General features: G+C 59.2%; 19 protein-coding genes. 10 read left to right on the forward strand and 9 right to left on the reverse strand.

All coding sequences use genetic code 11. The annotated features are described in order from the left end of the window. Positions 1-214: 214 nt before the first annotated feature. Positions 215-1,414: a tyrosine--tRNA ligase gene (tyrS, locus tag LVD08_RS27700; RefSeq protein WP_247269747.1), complete on the reverse strand. Its 1,200-nt coding sequence runs from the start codon at positions 1,412-1,414 to the stop codon at positions 215-217. 212 nt (positions 1,415-1,626) lie between these two features. Here tyrS and LVD08_RS27705 point away from each other — a divergent pair, with 212 nt between their 5' ends. Next, the gene (locus LVD08_RS27705; RefSeq protein ID WP_247269748.1) at positions 1,627-3,051 is read left to right on the forward strand and encodes a peptidoglycan DD-metalloendopeptidase family protein; all 1,425 of its coding nucleotides are present in this window, start codon (positions 1,627-1,629) and stop codon (positions 3,049-3,051) included. A 3-nt stretch (positions 3,052-3,054) separates the two neighbouring features. Continuing rightward, positions 3,055-4,146, forward strand: coding sequence for an anhydro-N-acetylmuramic acid kinase (locus LVD08_RS27710; protein WP_247269749.1), 1,092 nt, complete (start codon positions 3,055-3,057; stop codon positions 4,144-4,146). Positions 4,147-4,221: 75 nt separating this feature from the next. Here LVD08_RS27710 and erpA read toward each other — a convergent pair whose 3' ends face one another. Together erpA and argC are read right to left on the reverse strand one after the other, a co-directional pair. After that, positions 4,222-4,572: an iron-sulfur cluster insertion protein ErpA gene (erpA, locus tag LVD08_RS27715; RefSeq protein ID WP_003228776.1), complete on the reverse strand. Its 351-nt coding sequence runs from the start codon at positions 4,570-4,572 to the stop codon at positions 4,222-4,224. Positions 4,573-4,740: 168 nt separating this feature from the next. After that, positions 4,741-5,775 carry an N-acetyl-gamma-glutamyl-phosphate reductase gene (argC, locus tag LVD08_RS27720; RefSeq protein WP_007966420.1) on the reverse strand — a complete coding sequence of 345 codons (1,035 nt, stop codon included), beginning with the start codon at positions 5,773-5,775 and terminating at the stop codon, positions 4,741-4,743. A gap of 135 nt (positions 5,776-5,910) precedes the next feature. Between argC and hemJ the strand changes: the two genes are divergently transcribed. The 6 genes from hemJ to coq7 all read left to right on the forward strand — a co-directional run bounded on the left by hemJ (position 5,911) and on the right by coq7 (position 10,483). Continuing rightward, complete coding sequence (gene hemJ, locus LVD08_RS27725; RefSeq protein WP_027610742.1) at positions 5,911-6,339, forward strand: protoporphyrinogen oxidase HemJ; 429 nt, start codon at positions 5,911-5,913, stop codon at positions 6,337-6,339. Between the two features lie 34 nt (positions 6,340-6,373). Continuing rightward, a complete protein-coding gene (locus tag LVD08_RS27730) occupies positions 6,374-7,342 on the forward strand; it encodes an NAD(P)H-dependent flavin oxidoreductase (protein WP_027610741.1) in 969 nt (322 codons plus the stop codon). A gap of 79 nt (positions 7,343-7,421) precedes the next feature. After that, positions 7,422-8,369, forward strand: a complete 948-nt coding sequence (locus LVD08_RS27735; protein ID WP_103368672.1) for a DUF805 domain-containing protein — start codon at positions 7,422-7,424, stop codon at positions 8,367-8,369. A 61-nt stretch (positions 8,370-8,430) separates the two neighbouring features. Then, positions 8,431-9,219 (forward strand): SDR family NAD(P)-dependent oxidoreductase, encoded by a 789-nt coding sequence (locus LVD08_RS27740; RefSeq protein WP_027610739.1) that lies wholly within the window; start codon positions 8,431-8,433, stop codon positions 9,217-9,219. Between the two features lie 80 nt (positions 9,220-9,299). Next, entirely contained in the window at positions 9,300-9,638 is a 339-nt protein-coding gene (locus LVD08_RS27745) for a histidine triad nucleotide-binding protein (protein ID WP_003228789.1), read from the forward strand. A gap of 197 nt (positions 9,639-9,835) precedes the next feature. Further along, positions 9,836-10,483 (forward strand): 2-polyprenyl-3-methyl-6-methoxy-1,4-benzoquinone monooxygenase, encoded by a 648-nt coding sequence (coq7, locus tag LVD08_RS27750; protein ID WP_027610738.1) that lies wholly within the window; start codon positions 9,836-9,838, stop codon positions 10,481-10,483. Positions 10,484-10,601: 118 nt separating this feature from the next. On the opposite strand, the gene speD is transcribed toward coq7, so the two are convergent. Beyond that, entirely contained in the window at positions 10,602-11,396 is a 795-nt protein-coding gene (gene speD, locus LVD08_RS27755) for an adenosylmethionine decarboxylase (protein WP_047296949.1), read from the reverse strand. 237 nt (positions 11,397-11,633) lie between these two features. Continuing rightward, positions 11,634-12,056: an OsmC family protein gene (locus tag LVD08_RS27760; RefSeq protein ID WP_003228794.1), complete on the reverse strand. Its 423-nt coding sequence runs from the start codon at positions 12,054-12,056 to the stop codon at positions 11,634-11,636. Between the two features lie 239 nt (positions 12,057-12,295). On the opposite strand from LVD08_RS27760, the gene crp reads away from it, so the two are divergent. Further along, positions 12,296-12,940, forward strand: a complete 645-nt coding sequence (gene crp, locus LVD08_RS27765; protein ID WP_007966430.1) for a cAMP-activated global transcriptional regulator CRP — start codon at positions 12,296-12,298, stop codon at positions 12,938-12,940. A gap of 10 nt (positions 12,941-12,950) precedes the next feature. Here the strand turns inward: crp and LVD08_RS27770 are convergent, their stop codons facing one another. From LVD08_RS27770 to LVD08_RS27785, 4 genes are all read right to left on the reverse strand, one after another. Then, positions 12,951-13,652 carry a lipoate--protein ligase family protein gene (locus tag LVD08_RS27770; RefSeq protein WP_247269750.1) on the reverse strand — a complete coding sequence of 234 codons (702 nt, stop codon included), beginning with the start codon at positions 13,650-13,652 and terminating at the stop codon, positions 12,951-12,953. 135 nt (positions 13,653-13,787) lie between these two features. Beyond that, positions 13,788-14,624: an indole-3-glycerol phosphate synthase TrpC gene (gene trpC / locus LVD08_RS27775; protein WP_097089157.1), complete on the reverse strand. Its 837-nt coding sequence runs from the start codon at positions 14,622-14,624 to the stop codon at positions 13,788-13,790. Beyond that, positions 14,621-15,670, reverse strand: coding sequence for an anthranilate phosphoribosyltransferase (gene trpD / locus LVD08_RS27780; RefSeq protein WP_003228800.1), 1,050 nt, complete (start codon positions 15,668-15,670; stop codon positions 14,621-14,623). Before trpD ends, trpC begins: the two co-directional genes overlap by 4 nt. Before the next feature lie 9 nt (positions 15,671-15,679). Continuing rightward, positions 15,680-16,273 (reverse strand): aminodeoxychorismate/anthranilate synthase component II, encoded by a 594-nt coding sequence (locus LVD08_RS27785; protein WP_003228801.1) that lies wholly within the window; start codon positions 16,271-16,273, stop codon positions 15,680-15,682. A 407-nt stretch (positions 16,274-16,680) separates the two neighbouring features. On the opposite strand from LVD08_RS27785, the gene estP reads away from it, so the two are divergent. Further along, positions 16,681-18,591 carry an esterase EstP gene (gene estP / locus LVD08_RS27790; protein WP_247269751.1) on the forward strand — a complete coding sequence of 637 codons (1,911 nt, stop codon included), beginning with the start codon at positions 16,681-16,683 and terminating at the stop codon, positions 18,589-18,591. Positions 18,592-18,692: the final 101 nt, after the last annotated feature.

Below are 18,692 nucleotides of genomic sequence, written 5' to 3' on the forward strand. Positions count from 1 at the left end.
CTCTTTTTCTCCGCTTTCGACCGAGAAGATCGAACCGTCAAAAGAGCCAAACATCACCGCTCTTTCAACTCCTTCCAGGCTTCGATGAACTGAAGCAAGCCGCTGCCGAAAACTGCGTAACTCGTTGAATCCCAAGGAGTTTTCCGTTTCGACTGCGCCGGAAGTGGGGCGAATTATAGACTTCTAAAATTCGCCGTCAACCCTTATTTCAAACTTATTCAGCTTTCAGTGTGATTCGTGCAAATGCCTTCTTGCCCGCCTGGCAAACGTGGGTCGCGCCCAGCACATATATAAAGGAGCGATCAACCACCTCACCATCCACACGCACACCACCGGAAGCCAACAGATCACGCGCAGCCGCCGAGTTCTTCACCAGGCCTGCCTTATTAAGGACGGCCGCAATTGGCATATCTTCAGCAGAGGCCAGTTCAATCTCCGGCAGATCATCCGGCAGTTCGCCATCCTTCATACGGTTACCGGCAGCGCGATGAGCATTGGCCGCAGCCTCCTCACCATGGAAGCGCGCGACAATCTCTTCCGCCAACTTGATCTTGATGTCGCGCGGGTTAGCCCCCGCCTCGACATCTGCACGGAAGGCATTGATCTCATCCATCGAACGGAAGCTGAGCAGCTCAAAGTAACGCCACATCAGCGCATCCGGAATCGAAACCAGCTTGCCGTACATCACACCTGGCGCTTCCTGGATACCGACGTAGTTGCCCAACGACTTGGACATCTTCTTCACGCCATCCAGGCCCTCGAGCAACGGCATGGTCAGAATGCACTGAGCTTCCTGACCATAACCACGCTGCAGCTCACGCCCCATCAGCAAGTTGAACTTCTGATCGGTACCACCCAGCTCGACATCCGCGTGCAGAGCAACCGAGTCATAACCCTGAACCAGCGGATAGAGGAACTCATGAATAGCGATCGGCTGATTGGTGGTGTAACGCTTATCGAAGTCATCACGCTCAAGCATACGCGCGACAGTGTATTGCGAAGTCAGACGAATAAAGTCCGCCGGCCCCATCTGATCCATCCAGGTGGAATTGAACGCAACTTCGGTTTTCGCCGGATCCAGAATCTTGAACACCTGAGACTTGTAGGTCTCGGCGTTTTCCAAAACCTGCTCGCGAGTCAAAGGAGGACGCGTAGCGCTCTTGCCGCTTGGATCACCGATCATCCCGGTGAAGTCACCAATCAGGAAGATCACCTGATGCCCCAATTCCTGGAACTGGCGCAGCTTATTAATAAGCACGGTGTGACCCAAGTGCAGATCCGGGGCGGTTGGATCGAAACCAGCCTTGATACGCAGCGGCTGGCCGCGCTTGAGCTTCTCGATCAGCTCGGACTCGACCAATAGTTCTTCCGCACCACGTTTAATCAGCGCTAGCTGCTCTTCAACCGACTTCATAACAGACCCGCAAGGCTCAGATTCAAAGGGAACCAACCATACAAGATCGTGCACCAATTACAAGTTTTGCCCGGCGCACGGACACCAATCTGCAGACAGGGTGTCTGTAGACTTGCTTCGGGGATGATTTGGTTATATTTTATACAGTTATTTCATCTTCATCATGTCATTCATCTTTTCCAATTCATCTTTTTTCAAAGTCAAAATTACTTATGACCACTGAACCGTCTAAAGCGCCACCGCTTTACCCGAAGACCCACCTGCTCGCCGCAAGTGGAATCGCCGCCCTTCTCAGTCTGGCGCTCCTGGTATTTCCTTCCAGTGATGTTGAAGCCAAAAAGACGACCCTGAGCCTGGAACTGGAAAGTCCTGCTGAACAACTGACACAAGATCAAGACGCTGCTGACGCGATTCAAGCCACAAATGAGCCAGCAGCCTCACCTTTCGCCCAGATCGAAAACAGCACCGAAGAAACCCCGAAAACCGCTGAAGCCGCACCTGCCCCAGCTCCGGCTGCAGAGAAACCAAAAGCCCCGGGGCACCGCGAAGTCGTCGTATCCAAAGGCGATACGCTCTCTACATTGTTCGAGAAAGTCGGTCTGCCAGCCGCTGCTGTGCACGAAGTGCTGGCCAGCGACATACAAGCCAAACAGTTCAGCCAGCTCAAGCACGGCCAGAAGCTGGAGTTCGAACTGAACCCGGAAGGCCAACTGACCAGCCTGCACAGCAAGGTCAGCGATGTCGAAACCATTACCCTGACCAAGAATGACAAGGGCTACGCATTCAACCGCGTAACAGCCAAGCCGACCGTTCGCACGGCTTACGTGCACGGCGTGATCAATAGCTCCCTGTCACAATCCGCTGCCCGCGCAGGCCTGTCCCACAGTCTGACGATGGATATGGCCAGCGTCTTCGGCTACGACGTCGACTTCGCTCAGGACATCCGCCAGGGTGACGAATTCGACGTGATCTACGAGCAGAAAGTGGTCAACGGCAAGGCAGTGGGCACCGGCCCGATCCTGTCTGCGCGCTTCACCAACCGCGGCAAGACCTACACCGCCGTGCGTTACACCAATAAACAAGGCAACAGCAGCTACTACACTGCTGATGGCAACAGCATGCGGAAAGCGTTCATTCGTACCCCGGTGGACTTCGCCCGCATCAGTTCGAAATTTTCCATGGGCCGCAAACACCCGATCCTCAACAAGATCCGCGCCCACAAAGGCGTCGATTACGCAGCGCCACGCGGTACGCCGATCAAGGCTGCCGGCGACGGTAAAGTGCTGCTGGCCGGTCGCCGCGGTGGCTACGGCAACACGGTGATCATCCAGCACGGCAACACCTACCGCACGCTGTATGGCCACATGCAAGGCTTCGCCAAAGGCGTGAAAACCGGCGGCAGCGTCAAGCAGGGCCAAGTGATCGGTTACATTGGTACCACCGGCCTGTCCACTGGACCGCACTTGCACTATGAGTTCCAGGTCAACGGTGTTCACGTCGACCCGCTGGGCCAGAAGCTGCCGATGGCAGATCCGATCGCCAAGTCCGAGCGCGCACGCTTCCTTGCGCAGAGCCAACCGCTGATGGCGCGCATGGATCAAGAGAAGGCCACCATGCTGGCTTCGAGCAAGCGCTAAGCCATGGCTCTTTATATCGGCGTGATGTCCGGCACCAGTCTCGATGGGCTGGACATCGCCCTGATCGAGCAGACCTCGGCGATCAAACTGATCGCCACGCATTACATCCCCATGCCTGAAACCCTGCGCGCCGAGCTGCTTGGCTTGTGCGCCAGCGGCCCCGACGAGATTGCCCGCTCGGCGATCGCCCAGCAGCACTGGGTCAAACTCGCTGCACAGGGCATCCATACCCTCCTCGATCAGCAGCAACTAAAGCCTGAGGCCATTCGTGCAATCGGCAGCCATGGCCAGACCATTCGTCATGAGCCCGCTCGTGGCTTCACTGTGCAAATCGGCAATCCCGCACTCCTGACAGAGCTGACCGGCATTACCGTGGTCAGCGACTTCCGCAGCCGCGATGTGGCTGCTGGCGGTCAGGGTGCCCCACTGGTGCCAGCCTTCCATGAGGCTTTGTTCGAAGAGCGTAACGGCAACCGCGCAGTCCTGAATGTCGGCGGTTTCAGCAATCTCAGTCTGATAGAACCGACCAGGCCTGTAGCCGGTTTCGACTGCGGCCCGGGGAATGTGCTGATGGATGCCTGGATTCATCAGCAACGCGGCGAGAACTATGATCGCAACGGCCAGTGGGCAGCCACCGGCACGGTCGAGCCAGTCTTGCTGAAAGCTCTGCTCGGCGACCCGTTCTTCGTGACCAAAGGCCCGAAGAGCACTGGCCGGGAAGTGTTCAACCTGCCGTGGCTGGAGCACCACCTCTCAAGTTTGCCGAGCTTCGCTGCTGAAAACGTTCAGGCAACGCTGCTCGAACTGACGGCGCAGACCATCGTCGAGTCGCTGCAAAGCGCTCAATCCGATACGCGGGAAATGTTGGTCTGCGGCGGCGGCGCTCACAACGCTACGCTGATGAAACGTCTTGCCGACCTGCTGCCTAACGCCACCGTCGCCAGCACCGCCACTCACGGCGTCGATCCGGACTGGGTCGAGGCAATGGCCTTCGCCTGGCTGGCCCATTGCTGCCTCGAAGGCATTGCCTCCAATCGCCCGAGCGTCACCGGCGCCAAAGGCCTGCGGGTACTCGGCGCCATCTACCCGAACTGAACAAAAGACAGGCAACAAAAAACGCCGCAGAACCGTAAGGCTCTGCGGCGTTTTATTGTGTGCAGCAAGGTGCGATCAGATCGAGAACGAAGAGCCGCAACCACAGGTCGTGGTAGCGTTCGGGTTCTTGATCACGAAGCGCGAACCTTCCAGACCTTCCTGGTAATCCACTTCGGCACCCGCCAGATACTGGAAGCTCATCGGATCAACCACCAGGCTCACGCCTTCGCGCTCGACGATGGTGTCGTCCTCGGCCACATCTTCATCGAAGGTGAAGCCGTACTGAAACCCCGAACAACCGCCGCCCGTAACGAATACGCGCAGCTTCAAGCGATCATTCCCCTCTTCATCGACCAGGCTCTTCACCTTGTGCGCAGCACCTTGGGTGAATTGCAAAGCCGTGGGGGTGAAGGATTCGACGCTCATGCTGACTATCTCCCGGCGTTACGCCGCCATAATGCGTGATGACGCGCATTATCCGCTTGTCCTAGAAAATCGGTCAACTATTGTTACGGTATATCAATAAACCCGACCAACTGCCCAGAATGCAAAAAGGCCCGTTTGACGGGCCTTTTTGCTGTGTTGCCGAACGTGTTACGGCAGCATACCGGCGTGGGAGAGGCCGAAGCGCTCATCCAGGCCGAACAGGATGTTCATGTTCTGCACCGCCTGACCCGACGCGCCTTTGACCAGGTTGTCGATCACCGACAGCACCACCACCAGATCACCATCCTGCGGACGATGTACAGCGATGCGGCAGACGTTTGCGCCACGCACGCTACGGGTTTCCGGATGGCTGCCGGCCGGCATCACGTCGACGAACGGCTCGTTGGCATAACGCTTTTCGAACAGTGCCTGCAGATCCACCGAACGATCAACCACGGTCGCGTAGAGCGTGGAATGAATGCCACGAATCATCGGGGTCAGGTGCGGGACGAAGGTCAGACCGACATCCTTACCGGCAGCGCGACGCAGACCCTGGCGAATTTCCGGCAGATGACGGTGACCTTTCACCGCATAAGCCTTCATGCTTTCCGACGTCTCGGAGTACAGCGAGCCTACAGAAGCACCGCGACCGGCACCGCTGACGCCGGATTTGCAGTCGGCGATCAGGCGAGAAGTGTCGGCCAGACCCGCTTCAAGCAGCGGCAGGAAACCCAACTGCGTAGCGGTTGGATAGCAGCCGGGAACGGCGATCAGACGAGCCTTCTTGATCTGCTCGCGATTGACTTCCGGCAGGCCGTAGACCGCCTCGTCCAGCAACGCCGGCGCACCGTGTGGCTGTCCGTACCATTTGGCCCATTCTTCAGCGTCCTGCAACCGGAAGTCCGCTGACAGGTCGATGACCTTGGTGCCCGCCGCCAACAGTTCACCGGCCAACGCATGGGCAACGCCGTGCGGGGTGGCGAAGAACACAACGTCGCACGCACCCAGGGTTTTGATGTCCGGCACGCTGAACGCCAGACCGTCGTAGTGGCCGCGCAGGTTCGGGTACATGTCAGCCACGGCCAGACCGGCCTCGGATCGGGAAGTGATCACTACCACTTCTGCCTGCGGATGCTGTGCCAACAGACGCAGCAGTTCGACACCGGTGTAACCCGTGCCGCCGACGATACCGACCTTGACCATAAACCTGCCCTCAACGAACCCACTGGAAAGCCGTCGATAATAGGGGCCGCGCGCCCCTGCGACAACCATCAAGGTGACGTGCGGACGCTCAAGCCTCTACTATCCCGGCTACCGTGAACCTGGGAATAACCAAAAATGCTCTATCTATGGATCAAAGCGTTTCACATCGTCAGCGTCGTGTGCTGGTTTGCCGGGCTGTTCTACTTGCCGCGGCTGTTCGTTTATCACGCGCAAAGTGAAGACGCGATCAGCAAGGAACGCTTCAGCCTCATGGAGCGCAAGCTGTATCGCGGCATCATGGGCCCGGCGATGATCGCCACGCTGATCTTCGGCGGCTGGCTGATCTACCTCAATCCGGGCATCTTCAGCATGGGCGGCTGGATTCACGCCAAGCTGACCCTGGTGGTGCTGCTGATCGGCTACCACCACATGTGCGGCGCGCAGGTAAAACGCTTCGCCCGTGGCGAGAACACCCGCAGCCATGTCTTTTATCGCTGGTTCAATGAAGTGCCGGTTCTGATATTGCTGGCTATCGTAATTCTGGTCGTGGTCAAGCCGTTCTAACTTCATAACAGCATCACACCTCGGGGGATTTCCAATGTCGCTGCCCGCTTTGCTCGAACAACGTCTGCGCTTGCCGATAGTGGCGGCGCCGATGTTCCTGATCTCCAACCCGGAGCTGGTGCTCGCCTGCTGCCGTAACGGCGTGGTTGGCAGCTTCCCGGCGCTGAACCAGCGTGAAAGCAGCGGCTTCAAGGCCTGGCTGGAGGAGATTGAAGCGGGCCTGGCGACACTGGACAACCCGGCGCCGTATGCAGTGAACCTGATCGTGCACAACAGCAATCCGCGCCTGCAGGCGGATCTGAACATCTGCGTCGAGCACAAGGTGCCGATTGTCATCACCAGCCTCGGCGCAGTGAAGGAACTGGTCGATGCCGTGCACAGCTATGGTGGACTGGTGTTCCACGACGTGACCACGCGCCGGCATGCCGAGAAAGCCGCCGAAGCCGGAGTCGACGGGTTGATCGCGGTTGCGGCAGGCGCCGGCGGCCATGCCGGCACCTGGAGTCCGTTTGCACTGATCGCCGAGATCCGTGAGTTCTTCGATAAAACCCTGCTGCTTGCCGGGTGTCTGAACCACGGCCATGAGATTTTGGCCGCACAGCTGCTTGGCGCGGATTTGGCCTACTTCGGTACGCGATTTATCGGCACCACCGAAAGTCATGCGCCTGACGCCTATAAGGACATGCTGCTGACGGCCAAGGCGGCGGACATCATTCATACTCCTGCAGTCTCCGGAGTACCGGCCAGCTTCATGCGCCAGAGCCTGGAGGCGGCGGGTTTCGACATGGCCGCGCTGCAAGGCAAGGGCGAAGTCAATTTCGGTGACAAGCTCAAACCGATCAACGACGAAGCCAAGGCCTGGAAGACCGTGTGGTCGGCCGGCCAGGGCGTAGGCCAGATCGACGACCTGCCGAGCGTCGACCAGTTGATCGCCCGGCTCGACGCGGAATATCGTCAGGCGCTGGAACGCGCGGCGCAGTTGCCCAAACGCTGGCCACGCTGAGAAAAATCAAGCCAGTCATCGACCGACTGGCCTTACACTTGCTGACCTTCAATTCATTCGCGACAAGGATGCCTCGGCCATGAGCGAACCTCGCTACAAGATCGTTTTCGACGGTGCTCTACAGCCCGGTGTCGATCTCACCACCGCCAAGCTCAATCTGGCGGCCCTGTTCAAAAGCGATGTTGCCGCCATCGAGCGCCTGTTCAACGGCAGCACCGTCGCTCTCAAACGCGACCTGACCCACAGCGATGCGCAGACTTATCTGCAAGCACTGAGCAAGACCGGGATCGACGCACGGATCGAAAGCGAAACGGCGATCGAACTGAGTCTGTCGGACGTGCATGAACAACCGGCGACTTTCAACGAACCCGCATCACCCTATGCGCCACCTCGGGCCAACGTCGGCGAAAACCTGCCAGCATTCGCAGTGCTCAAGCCCTTCAGCGTCGAAGGCCGGATCGGTCGTCTGCGGTTTCTGGCCTGGACGATGGTGCTGAGTCTGGTGACTCTGCCGATCGTGGGCATATTCGCCCTGCTCGCTCTCGGACTGGTCAGTGGCGACTCCACCACCGGCCTGATCATTGGCGGGATATTCGCGTTCTTCCTGTTCCTCGGCTTCATCATTGTCAGCATTCTGTTCAGCGTACAGCGCCTGCACGATATCGGCTGGTCCGGCTGGCTCTGGCTGCTGAACCTGGTGCCGTTCGTGGGCAGCTTCTTCCCGCTGGTGATCATGGTCGTGCCGGGCAACACCGGCGCCAACCGCTACGGCCCGCCACCGCCACCCAACAGCACCGCGGTCAAAGTGCTGTGCTCGTTGTGGATCGTATTCTTCGCCCTGGTATTTGCCGGTGGCATGCTCGGCGGTATCTCGGCGATCCAGCAGGAATACGAAAGCAACCTTGAGAGCAGCTACGAAAGCGGCTCGGTCACCACCGATGAAGTCGAGGTCGAGACTGAACCGGCGAATTCCGTGGACGATGCAGCCGAAGCGGCTCCGGCCCCTGTAGACTCTGCGAAAGAATGAACAACGCTCCCCGCCGTGACACCTGCGTCGCTGGCGCGGAGCTGTTGCGATGGAGAATTGCATGACCCGTTACGCTCTGATCACCGGCGCCTCCAGCGGCATCGGCCTGGCCATGGCCGAAGCGCTGGCCCGGCGCGGCCGCAGCCTGATTCTGGTGGCCCGCCAGCGTGATCAGCTGGAAAGTATCGCGATCGAACTGACCCAGCGCTTTGGCGTGGAGGTGTTGTTCCGCGCCTGCGACCTGGGCGAGCCATTGCGCTTGTCCGGCTTCCTGCTGGAACTGGAAGAAGGCGACCGGCAGATCGATCTGCTGGTCAATTGCGCCGGCATCGGCACCTGCGGCCCGTTCCTCGCCCAGGACTGGATGACCGAGCAGGATCTGATCGAAGTCAACATCCTCGCCCTCACCCGCCTGTGCCACGCCATCGGCAACAGCATGGCGCTGCAGGGCGGCGGACAGATCCTCAACGTCGCCTCGGTGGCGGCGTTCAATCCCGGCCCGTGGATGAGCACTTACTACGCCAGCAAGGCTTACGTATTGCACTTCTCCGAAGCGCTGCGGGTTGAACTGAAACAGAGCGCGGTCAAAGTCTCGGTACTTTGCCCCGGCCCGACCCGCACCGCATTCTTCCGCACCGCGCAGCTCAACAGCGACAAACTCAAGGACAGCAAACTGCTGATGAGTCCCGAGGAAGTCGCGCTGTACACCGTGCGTGCACTGGAGAAAAACCGCGCCATCATCATTCCGGGACGACGCAACCGCTGGCTGGCCTTCCTGCCACGCCTCGGCTCGCGCTGGCTCAATCGCACCATCGTCGGCATGGTCAACAAGGCTTACTGCCCGCGCTGAACTGTCCTACGGCAAAACACTGGGCGGGGTCATTTCCCATGCGTACACTCAGGCCAGCCCCCACAACGGAGAAAACAGCAGTGGATACTCTGTTCACCAAGATCATCAACCGGGAGATCCCGGCCAAGATCATTTACGAGGACGACCAGGTTCTGGCGTTCCACGACATCGCCCCTCAGGCACCGGTGCATTTTCTGGTGATCCCGAAGAAACCGGTGCGCACCCTCAACGACCTGACCGAAGACGACAAGGCACTGGCCGGGCACATCCTGTTCACTGCCCAGCGTCTGGCGCTGGAGCTGGGCTGCGAGGAAGGCTTCCGGGTGGTGATGAACTGCAATGAAAAAGGTGGCCAGACCGTTTATCACATTCATATGCACGTACTTGGTCAGCGCCAGATGAACTGGCCGCCGGGCTGATTCACTGCATCCGCCCCTGTAGGAGCGGGCTTGCTCGCGAAAGCGGAGTGTCTGACATTGATATTCTGAAGATGCCAACGCCTTCGCGAGCAAGCCCGCTCCCACCAAAAGCATGACCGCGTGGCAAATGACCCAGCGCAAACCTTCCCCGGCCGATTCGGTTAAACTGGCGGTCGAGATTTTTACCGGAGGTCAGCATGACAACCCAACGTCACTACTCGCCGATTGACCGTCTTCTGCTGCAAGCCGATGCCGCGATGCGTACCCTGCTGCCTTTCAGCGGCCAGCCGTACCGTCCGTCGCCTGCCATCGTGCAGCCGGATGTGCAGATGAGCGATGAAGACACCCGCCACGTCGCCGGCCTGATGCGCATCAACCACACCGGTGAAGTCTGCGCCCAGGCGCTGTATCAGGGGCAGGCGCTGACCGCCAAGTTGCCGCAGGTGCGTGCTGCCATGGAGCACGCCGCCGAAGAAGAAATCGATCACCTGGTGTGGTGCGAACAGCGCATACATCAACTGGGCAGCCACACCAGCGTGCTCAATCCGCTGTTCTATGGAATGTCGTTCGGCATCGGCGCTGTAGCTGGTCTGATCAGTGACAAGGTCAGCCTTGGCTTCGTCGCGGCCACCGAGCATCAGGTGTGCAAGCACTTGAACGAGCACCTGGAACAATTGCCGGCCGAGGACGAGAAGTCCCGGGCGATTCTGGAACAGATGCGCATTGATGAAGAACATCATGCGGAGAGTGCACTGGATGCGGGTGGTTTCCGTTTTCCGGCGCCGGTGAAGTTCGGGATGAGTCTGTTGGCGAAGGTGATGACCAAGAGTACTTATCGGATCTGATATCTGTATTGCCGCAAAGGGCCTCTTCGCGAGCAAGCCCGCTCCCACAGGATTCTGTTTTTCGGCAATAAAAAAGGCGACTACCGCACGGTAGTCGCCTTTTTTGTGCCCGGGAATCTTACGCCGGCATGTTGCGCGCGTAGAAGATTTCCAGCATTTCGTGTTTCACACGCTCGGTCACCTGAGCACGCTGTTCAGCGGACAGGTTGCTGGTGGCGTCGCCGAACAGGTAGTTATCCAGTTCGAAGTTCTTCAGCAGCATTTTGGTGTGGAACAGGTTTTCCTGGTACACGTTCACGTCGGTCATCTGATACGCGTCGCGAGTGTCTTCGGAAAGGTAGTTCTGGATCGAATTGATCTCGTGGTCGATGAAATGCTTGTTGCCTTCAACGTCACGGGTGAAGCCGCGCACACGGTAATCCACAGTCACGATGTCCGAATCGAACTGGTGAATGAGGAAGTTGAGCGCTTTCAGCGGTGAAATGACACCACAGGTCGACACATCAATGTCCACACGGAACGTCGCGATACCGGCGTCCGGATGGATTTCCGGATAGGTATGCACCGTGATGTGGCTCTTGTCGAGGTGGGCAAGGATGATTTCGGGCAATGGACCCGGGGACTCTTCGATCTGGCTGTCAGTCGGGGTCACCGGCTCTTCCGAGATCAGAATCGTGACGCTGGCACCCTGAGGCTCATAGTTCTGACTCGCGATGTTCAGAATGTTGGCACCAATGATTTCGACAACTTCCGTGAGGATCTGCGTCAGGCGTTCGGCGTTGTACTCTTGATTGATGTACTCGACGTAAGCCTGCTGGTCTTGCGGGGTTTCCGCGTAGCAGATGTCATAGATGTTGAAGCTCAAGGTCTTTGTCAGGTTATTGAACCCGTGGAGCTTGAGTTTGCTTTTCACCGTTAAAAACTCTCTATGTATGCGGCGCAGCCGCGTGATCAAGCATGCCCGTCAAGTGCGAACAACGCACCTGCGTAGGACGGTTAACACCTCTTCGCGATGGCGATTTTGGTTATCTGTTCAGGCGGATGATCCGTCGGTTGACCGATCACTGCCCTGAAAAAAGTGGCGCATTATGCAGACGTCAGCGAGGGATCGCCAGAGTCTGCACTGCTTTTATGATAGTTGAATGTCGATTCAACCGAGCTCGACGATTTCATAATCGTGAGTGATCGCCACGCCGGCCGCGCCGAGCATGATCGAGGCCGAGCAATACTTCTCGGCAGACAGTTCGATGGCGCGCTTGACCTGGGCTTCTTTCAGGCCACGGCCCTTGACCACGAAGTGCATGTGGATCTTGGTGAACACCTTCGGATCTTCGGTCGCTCGCTCGGCTTCGAGGAACGCTTCGCAGCTTTCAACCGCCTGACGCGACTTCTTCAGGATGCTGACCACGTCGAAGTTGCTGCAACCGCCAACGCCCAGCAGGAGCATTTCCATCGGGCGAACACCCAGATTACGACCACCGGCGTCCGGTGGTCCGTCCATGACCACAACATGACCGCTACCGGATTCGCCGAGGAACATGGCTTCGCCAGCCCATTGGATGCGTGCCTTCATCGCCAAGACTCCACTGTAGAAAAAAGGGTCGCCAGCTTAGCACAGGCCTTTGCTCTGGCAGCGCCCGGCGTTCCTAGGACGGATGCCTCAGCTGCGTAGGTAATTTCTCGAATTTTCGACGAAGTGTCTGGTAAGCTGGCGCCAATTCGCTGGCGCCAATTGTCAGCCTGTGTAGCGACCGCCTTCAGCGCCTCATAAAAAAATCAAACATCACCGTGCAGTCTTTTCGGGATACAACCATGGTTGCTATTACCCCCACACCCAAAATCAAGAACCTCGACAAGCTGTTGATGCACTGCCAGCGTCGTCGCCATGCGGCCAAGAGCAACATCATCTGCGCCGGCGATCGCTCGGACACGCTGTACTTCATCATCAAAGGTTCGGTCACCATCTTGATCGAAGATGACGACGGCCGCGAAATGATCATCGCCTACCTCAACGCCGGGGACTTCTTCGGCGAGCTGGGTCTGTTCGAACAGGCAGGCCAGGAACAGCAACGCAGCGCATGGGTGCGGGCCAAGGTCGAATGCGAAATCGCCGAAATCAGCTACGTGAAGTTCCGCGAACTGTCGCAGCAGGATCCAGACATTCTTTACGTCCTCAGCGGACAAATCGCCCAACGTCTGCGCAATACCACGCGCAAGGTCGGCGACCTGGCGTTCTTCGACGTTACCGGTCGCGTGGCCCGCTGCCTGCTGGAGCTGTGTAAGCAGCCCGACGCAATGACTCACCCTGACGGCATGCAGATCAAGGTAACCCGTCAGGAAATCGGCCGAATTGTCGGTTGTTCGCGGGAGATGGTCGGTCGCGTGCTCAAGGATCTTGAAGAACGCAACCTGGTCGATGTGAAAGGCAAGACCATGGTGGTCTTCGGCACGCGCTAAGCGCGCAAAATCAGGCGCTGTAGACCTGCGCCAGCATCAGACGAAACAGCTCATCCAGACGCGCCAAAGCCGTTGGCGCGACGAACTTCTCATGCAGGGCGATGTGGCTTTCGGCGCGCACCCGCTGCTCCAGACCGCAAGCCTCGTTGAAGCGATTGACCGCTGCAACCATCGACTCGCGCTCGTTATCCATCAGCATCGCCCCGTGCACCAGCCCCACCGGACGCTGCCCGCCCTGACTCTGGCGCCAGCGCTGAGCGGTGCCGACCATCTTGCGGCCGTCGAGATTGACGTTGAAACGACCGTCGCAGAACGCGCCGTCGATTTCGCCCAACGACGACACACCACCCAACTCATCGAGCAATTCACAGATCGGATCACACAGGCGCCGGTAACCGGTTTCGATGCGGTTCAGATCGCCCTCGCTGCGGGGCGGGGCGTAAACCAATGCGATGTTGATGGTTGAAGCGGATTGCGGGACCGGTTCACCGCCGGTTTCCCGCAGCAAGACTGGCCAGCCGGCAGCGGCGGACACTTCGCAGGCATGCTCGAAACCAGGCAGACGATTGAGGCGGCGCGGCATGACCAGGGCGCGATCACTGGGTTGCCAGAACAGCAGGCCGAATTCGGCGTCGCCGGCGCAGACCGAGGCCAACAGGTCTTGTTCGGCTTGCAGGCCGGCCTCGATGGTCAGGAAGGTGGGCAGCGACATGGAGGGCTCCGGCAGATCTGGAATCTTTAGGGATTTTGAGGGCCTCTTCGCGAGCAGGCTCACTCCTACAGGGGGAACGCATTCCAAGTGTAGGAGTGAGCCTGCTCGCGATGGCGTCTAGCCGGTCTGACTGAGTCAGTCGAGGGTCGAACCGCTGACCGGCACGCCACGCTCCGGGAAGAACAGGCGCTGCAGTTCGGTGCCCGGGCTTTCCGCGCGCATGAACGCTTCGCCCACCAGGAACGCATAAACGTCGCTGATTTCCATCAACTCGACATCTGCACGGTTGAGGATGCCGCTCTCGGTAATCACCATACGGTCGCGCGGAATACGCGGCAGCAGGTCGAGGGTGGTTTCCAGGCTGACGTCGAAGGTGTGCAGGTTGCGGTTGTTGACCCCGACCAGCGGCGTGTCGAGGGTTTTCAGCGCGCGTTCCAGCTCATCGCCGTCATGCACTTCCACCAGAACATCGAGACCGACGCCTTTGGCGACCGAGGCCAGCTCAGCCATTTTCACGTCGTCCAGTGCGGAGACGATCAACAGCACGCAGTCGGCGCCCAGTGCGCGGGCTTCGACGATCTGGTACGGATCGATCATGAAGTCCTTGCGGATTACAGGCAGTTTGCAAGCGGCGCGGGCCTGTTGCAGGTAGGCATCGGCGCCCTGGAAGTAGTCGATATCGGTCAGTACGGACAGACAGGTCGCCCCGCCCTTCTCGTAGCTCTTGGCAATGTCGGCAGGCACGAAGTTCTCGCGGATCACGCCTTTGCTCGGCGAAGCCTTTTTGATTTCGGCGATCACCGCCGGCTGCTTCTTCTTGGCCTGCGCCAGCAATGCCTGGGCAAAACCACGGGGTGCATCGGCCGCCTTGGCCAGACTTTCCAGCTCGCTCAGGCTGACGCGAGCGCTACGCTCGGCGACTTCCTGGACTTTGCGCGCCAGAATGTTTTCCAGAACCGTCGGTACACTCATCCCTCATTCTCCACTTTGAATACCGCGGTAAAGGCACCCAACTCCTCGAGTTTTTCCCGAGCAAGACCGGTGTGCAGTGCGTCGTGCGCAAGCGCCACGCCTTCTTTGAGACTGGTCGCCAGGTCAGCCGCGTACAGCGCCGCACCGGCATTGAGCACAATCATTTCGGCAGCCTTCTGGCCGTTTTCGGTCTTGCGCTTGCCCAGCGCATCGCGAATCAGCGCCAACGACGCTTCCGGGCCTTCGACCGACAGACCGTGCAGGCTCTGGCTCTTCATGCCCAGATCTTCCGGCTCGACCCAATATTCGGTGATTTCGTTGTTCTTCAGCTCAGCCACAAAAGTCGGCGCGGCAAGACTGAACTCGTCCAGACCGTCCTTCGAATGCACCACCAGTACGTGCTTGCTGCCCAGGCGCTGCAAGACTTCGGCCAATGGCCGGCACAGCGCAGGCGTAAACACGCCCACCACCTGATGTTTGACACCGGCCGGATTCGTAAGCGGGCCGAGCATGTTGAACAGCGTACGCAGGCCGAGATCGCGACGCGGGCCGGCGGCGTACTTCATGGCTTTGTGGTGAGTCTGGGCAAACATGAAACCGATGCCGACGTTGTCGATGCAACGGGCAACCTGCACCGGCGTCAGGTTCAGGTAGATACCGGCCGCCTCCAGCAAGTCGGCGCTGCCGCTCTTGCCCGACACCGCACGGTTGCCGTGCTTGGCCACGGTACAACCGGCTGCCGCGACGACAAACGCGGACGCCGTCGACACGTTGAAAATGTTCGCACCGTCACCGCCGGTACCGACCACGTCGACCACACCGTCGAGGGTCTTGAGTTCGACCTGATCGGCCAGCTCACGCATCACCGAAACGGCGCCGACGATTTCATCGATGCTCTCGCTCTTCATGCGCATGGCCATCATGAATGCGCCGATCTGCGCCTCGGTGCATTGACCGGTCATGATTTCGCGCATCACGTCACGCATTTCTTCGGTGCTGAGGTCGAGGTGTTCGACGATACGGCTCAGGGCTGTCTTGATATTCATGGGAAGTCCTTAGCGCGTGCCGCCGGTTTGTTTGAGGAAGTTGGCAAACAGTTCATGGCCCTGCTCGGTCAGGATCGATTCAGGGTGGAACTGTACGCCCTCAATGTTCAGGGTCTTGTGCCGCAGGCCCATGATTTCGTCGACTGAACCATCATCGTGCTGCGTCCACGCGGTCAGCTCAAGGCACTCGGGCAAAGTATCGTGCTTGACGATCAGCGAGTGGTAGCGGGTAACCGTCAGCGGATGATTCAGACCGGCGAAAACGCCCTTGTCCTCATGGAATACCGGGCTAGTCTTACCGTGCATCACCTGACGGGCACGCACTACATCGCCGCCAAAGGCCTGACCGATGGACTGATGGCCCAGGCACACGCCAAGGATCGGCAGTTTGCCGGCGAAGTGTTTGATGGCTTCGATGGAGATGCCGGCTTCGGTCGGCGTACACGGGCCTGGGGAAACCACGATGCGCTCCGGGTTGAGCGCTTCGATTTCGGCGATGGTCAGTTCGTCGTTGCGCACGACTTTGACCTCGGCACCCAGCTCGCCGAGGTACTGCACAACGTTGTAAGTAAAGGAGTCGTAGTTGTCGATCATCAGCAACATGGCGTTTCGAACCTCTTGAATTCTGACTTGAAGACAGCCTTCGAATGACTTGCCCGCAGGGCGCTGCACGATGTCGGACGCGCAGGTGGCGTCGGCACAGCGGCATTTCAAACGGGTAAGGAAGGCAAAGCGATACAGATCCGGCCGGGCCGGCAGAAAAGATTCAGGCGCGCCAACGCCAACGGGCGTGTGCCTTGATGACTTGATCCAGAAGTTTGCTGACGATCAACACGGGGAAGGTCTCGTTCATACGTTCCGGCACAGTAACTTAGCTGGACGGAGCGTGCAATATGGCGGGGCTGACGGGGGACAAAACTAAGGGAGGCTTCGCGACCGATGGCAAAACGCCGGGAGTTTTTGGTACTGTCGTTTCGTTCACCTACAACAATAAATAAACGGACTTGCTCATGATCAAACAGACGTTGTTTGTACCGCTCGCCGGTTGCCTGCTCGCCATGGCTTGCGCCCAGGCCTACGCAGCACCCGCGCCCTACTCCAACTTCATCGTGTTCGGCGATAGCTTGAACGACGCCGGAACCTTCAGGGACAGCGGCGGCCCGGCCGGCGCCACGCAGCGCTACACCAACCGCACCGGCCCGCTGTACAAGGACGGCACTGGGGAAAACCGCGACCTCAACGCCACCCAGATCATCGGCGGCAAACTCGGTTTCAGCCCGGATCAGACCGCGTCCTCGTCATCGGCCGTGCGTGCCGGCGAAGGTTTGGCCGATGGCAACAACTGGGCGGTGGGCGGTTACCGTACCGACCAGATTCTCGACTCGATCACCACCCAGTCCGCCACCGGCGAACGCACCCGCAGCGGTTACCTGCCGTCGAACGGCTTCCGTGCCGACCCGAACGCGCTGTATTACCTGTCGGGGGGCGGCAACGATTTCCTTCAAGGCCGCGTACTCAGTCTCGATCAGGCCAGCGCCGCAGCCGATCGCCTGGCCGACAGCGCCCGCACGCTGCAAGGCGCCGGCGCCAAATACATCATGGTCTGGCTGCTGCCGGACATCGGCCTGACCCCGGCCATCAACGGCTCGCCGCTGCAGGGTTTCACCTCGCAGCTCAGCGCCCAGTTCAACACCGAGCTGGTCAGCCAGCTGCAGGGCATCAACGCCGAAATCATTCCACTGAACATTCCGGTGCTGCTCAAAGAAGCCTTCGCCAACCCGGCGCAGTTCGGCCTCGCGACCGACCAGAACCTGACGGCCACCTGTTTCAGCGGCAACAGCTGCACCGAGAACGCCCGATATGGCATCAACAGCGCCACACCGGATCCGACCAAGTTGATCTACAACGACTCGGTGCACCCCACCGAGGCCGGCCAGCGCTTGATTGCCGACTACGCCTATTCGCTGCTGGCTGCTCCTTGGGAACTGACCCTGCTGCCGGAAATGGCCCAAGGTTCGCTGCGCGCGCATCAGGATGAACTGCGTAATCAATGGCTGGCCGATTGGGAAAACTGGCAAGCCGTGGGCCAATGGCGCGCCATCGTTGCCGGTGGCGGGCAACATCAGGACTTCGACAGCCAGCACAGCGCCGCCAGTGCAGATGGCAACGGCTACAACCTGAACATCGGCGGCAGCTATCGCGTCAACGAAGCCTGGCGCGTCGGTTTGGCCGCAGGTTTCTATCACCAGAAACTCGAAGCCGGCGACGCCGATTCGGAATACAAGCTCAATTCCTACATGGGCACCGCGTTCGCCCAGTATCAACAAAACCGCTGGTGGGGCGATCTGGCGATGACTGCCGGCAAACTCGACTACGACAGCCTCAAGCGTAAATTCCAGCTTGGGGTCAACGAGCGCGGAGAGAAAGGCAATACCGACGGTTACGTGCTGGCGATCAGCGGCCGCCTCGGCTACGACATCGCGCAGCAGGCCAGCAGCCCGTGGCACCTGTCGCCGTTCGTCAGCGCCGACTTTGGCAAGACCGAAGTCGATGGCTACTCGGAAAAAGGCGCTGACTCCACGGCGCTGACTTTTGACGACCAGTCGCGCAACTCGCGGCGTCTGGGCGTGGGTATCCAGGGCAAGTACCAGATCACCGCGCAGACTGAAGTGTTCGGTGAGTTCGCTCACGAACGTGATTACAACGATGACCGTCAGGATCTGACCATCAACCTCAACAGCTTGCCGGGCAACCGTTTCACGCTCGAAGGCTACGAGCCGCAGACCAACCTCAATCGCCTGAACCTGGGCGTGAGCCACAAGCTCACGCAGGACCTGGCGTTGCGCGCCAGCTACAACGTGCGCAAGGATGATGACTTTACCCAGCAGGGGGTGAACGTCGGGGTCAGTCTCGATTTCTGATCTGTAGGCATAAAAAACGGAGGGGCCCCCCCGGGGCCCCCGTTTTTTTTGGTGGTGACCAACCCAAAGGGGGGGGGGGGTGGCTGCGGGAGCGGGGGGTT

This window comes from Pseudomonas sp. YL2 (genome assembly GCF_023063025.1).
GTDB lineage: Bacteria > Pseudomonadota > Gammaproteobacteria > Pseudomonadales > Pseudomonadaceae > Aquipseudomonas > Aquipseudomonas putida_A.

Excerpts from the sequence above, each read along its gene's own strand:
- LVD08_RS27770 (WP_247269750.1), bottom strand. The coding sequence starts at position 13,652 with ATGTCGCTGCCCACCTTCCTGACCATCGAGGCCGGCCTGCAAGCCGAA.
- argC (WP_007966420.1), bottom strand. The coding sequence starts at position 5,775 with ATGGTCAAGGTCGGTATCGTCGGCGGCACGGGTTACACCGGTGTCGAA.
- coq7 (WP_027610738.1), top strand. The coding sequence starts at position 9,836 with ATGACAACCCAACGTCACTACTCGCCGATTGACCGTCTTCTGCTGCAA.
- LVD08_RS27760 (WP_003228794.1), bottom strand. The coding sequence starts at position 12,056 with ATGAAGGCACGCATCCAATGGGCTGGCGAAGCCATGTTCCTCGGCGAA.
- LVD08_RS27710 (WP_247269749.1), top strand. The coding sequence starts at position 3,055 with ATGGCTCTTTATATCGGCGTGATGTCCGGCACCAGTCTCGATGGGCTG.
- tyrS (WP_247269747.1), bottom strand. The coding sequence starts at position 1,414 with ATGAAGTCGGTTGAAGAGCAGCTAGCGCTGATTAAACGTGGTGCGGAA.
- LVD08_RS27735 (WP_103368672.1), top strand. The coding sequence starts at position 7,422 with ATGAGCGAACCTCGCTACAAGATCGTTTTCGACGGTGCTCTACAGCCC.
- LVD08_RS27705 (WP_247269748.1), top strand. The coding sequence starts at position 1,627 with ATGACCACTGAACCGTCTAAAGCGCCACCGCTTTACCCGAAGACCCAC.
- LVD08_RS27730 (WP_027610741.1), top strand. The coding sequence starts at position 6,374 with ATGTCGCTGCCCGCTTTGCTCGAACAACGTCTGCGCTTGCCGATAGTG.
- hemJ (WP_027610742.1), top strand. The coding sequence starts at position 5,911 with ATGCTCTATCTATGGATCAAAGCGTTTCACATCGTCAGCGTCGTGTGC.
- LVD08_RS27740 (WP_027610739.1), top strand. The coding sequence starts at position 8,431 with ATGACCCGTTACGCTCTGATCACCGGCGCCTCCAGCGGCATCGGCCTG.
- trpD (WP_003228800.1), bottom strand. The coding sequence starts at position 15,670 with ATGAATATCAAGACAGCCCTGAGCCGTATCGTCGAACACCTCGACCTC.
- estP (WP_247269751.1), top strand. The coding sequence starts at position 16,681 with ATGATCAAACAGACGTTGTTTGTACCGCTCGCCGGTTGCCTGCTCGCC.
- erpA (WP_003228776.1), bottom strand. The coding sequence starts at position 4,572 with ATGAGCGTCGAATCCTTCACCCCCACGGCTTTGCAATTCACCCAAGGT.
- crp (WP_007966430.1), top strand. The coding sequence starts at position 12,296 with ATGGTTGCTATTACCCCCACACCCAAAATCAAGAACCTCGACAAGCTG.
- LVD08_RS27785 (WP_003228801.1), bottom strand. The coding sequence starts at position 16,273 with ATGTTGCTGATGATCGACAACTACGACTCCTTTACTTACAACGTTGTG.
- trpC (WP_097089157.1), bottom strand. The coding sequence starts at position 14,624 with ATGAGTGTACCGACGGTTCTGGAAAACATTCTGGCGCGCAAAGTCCAG.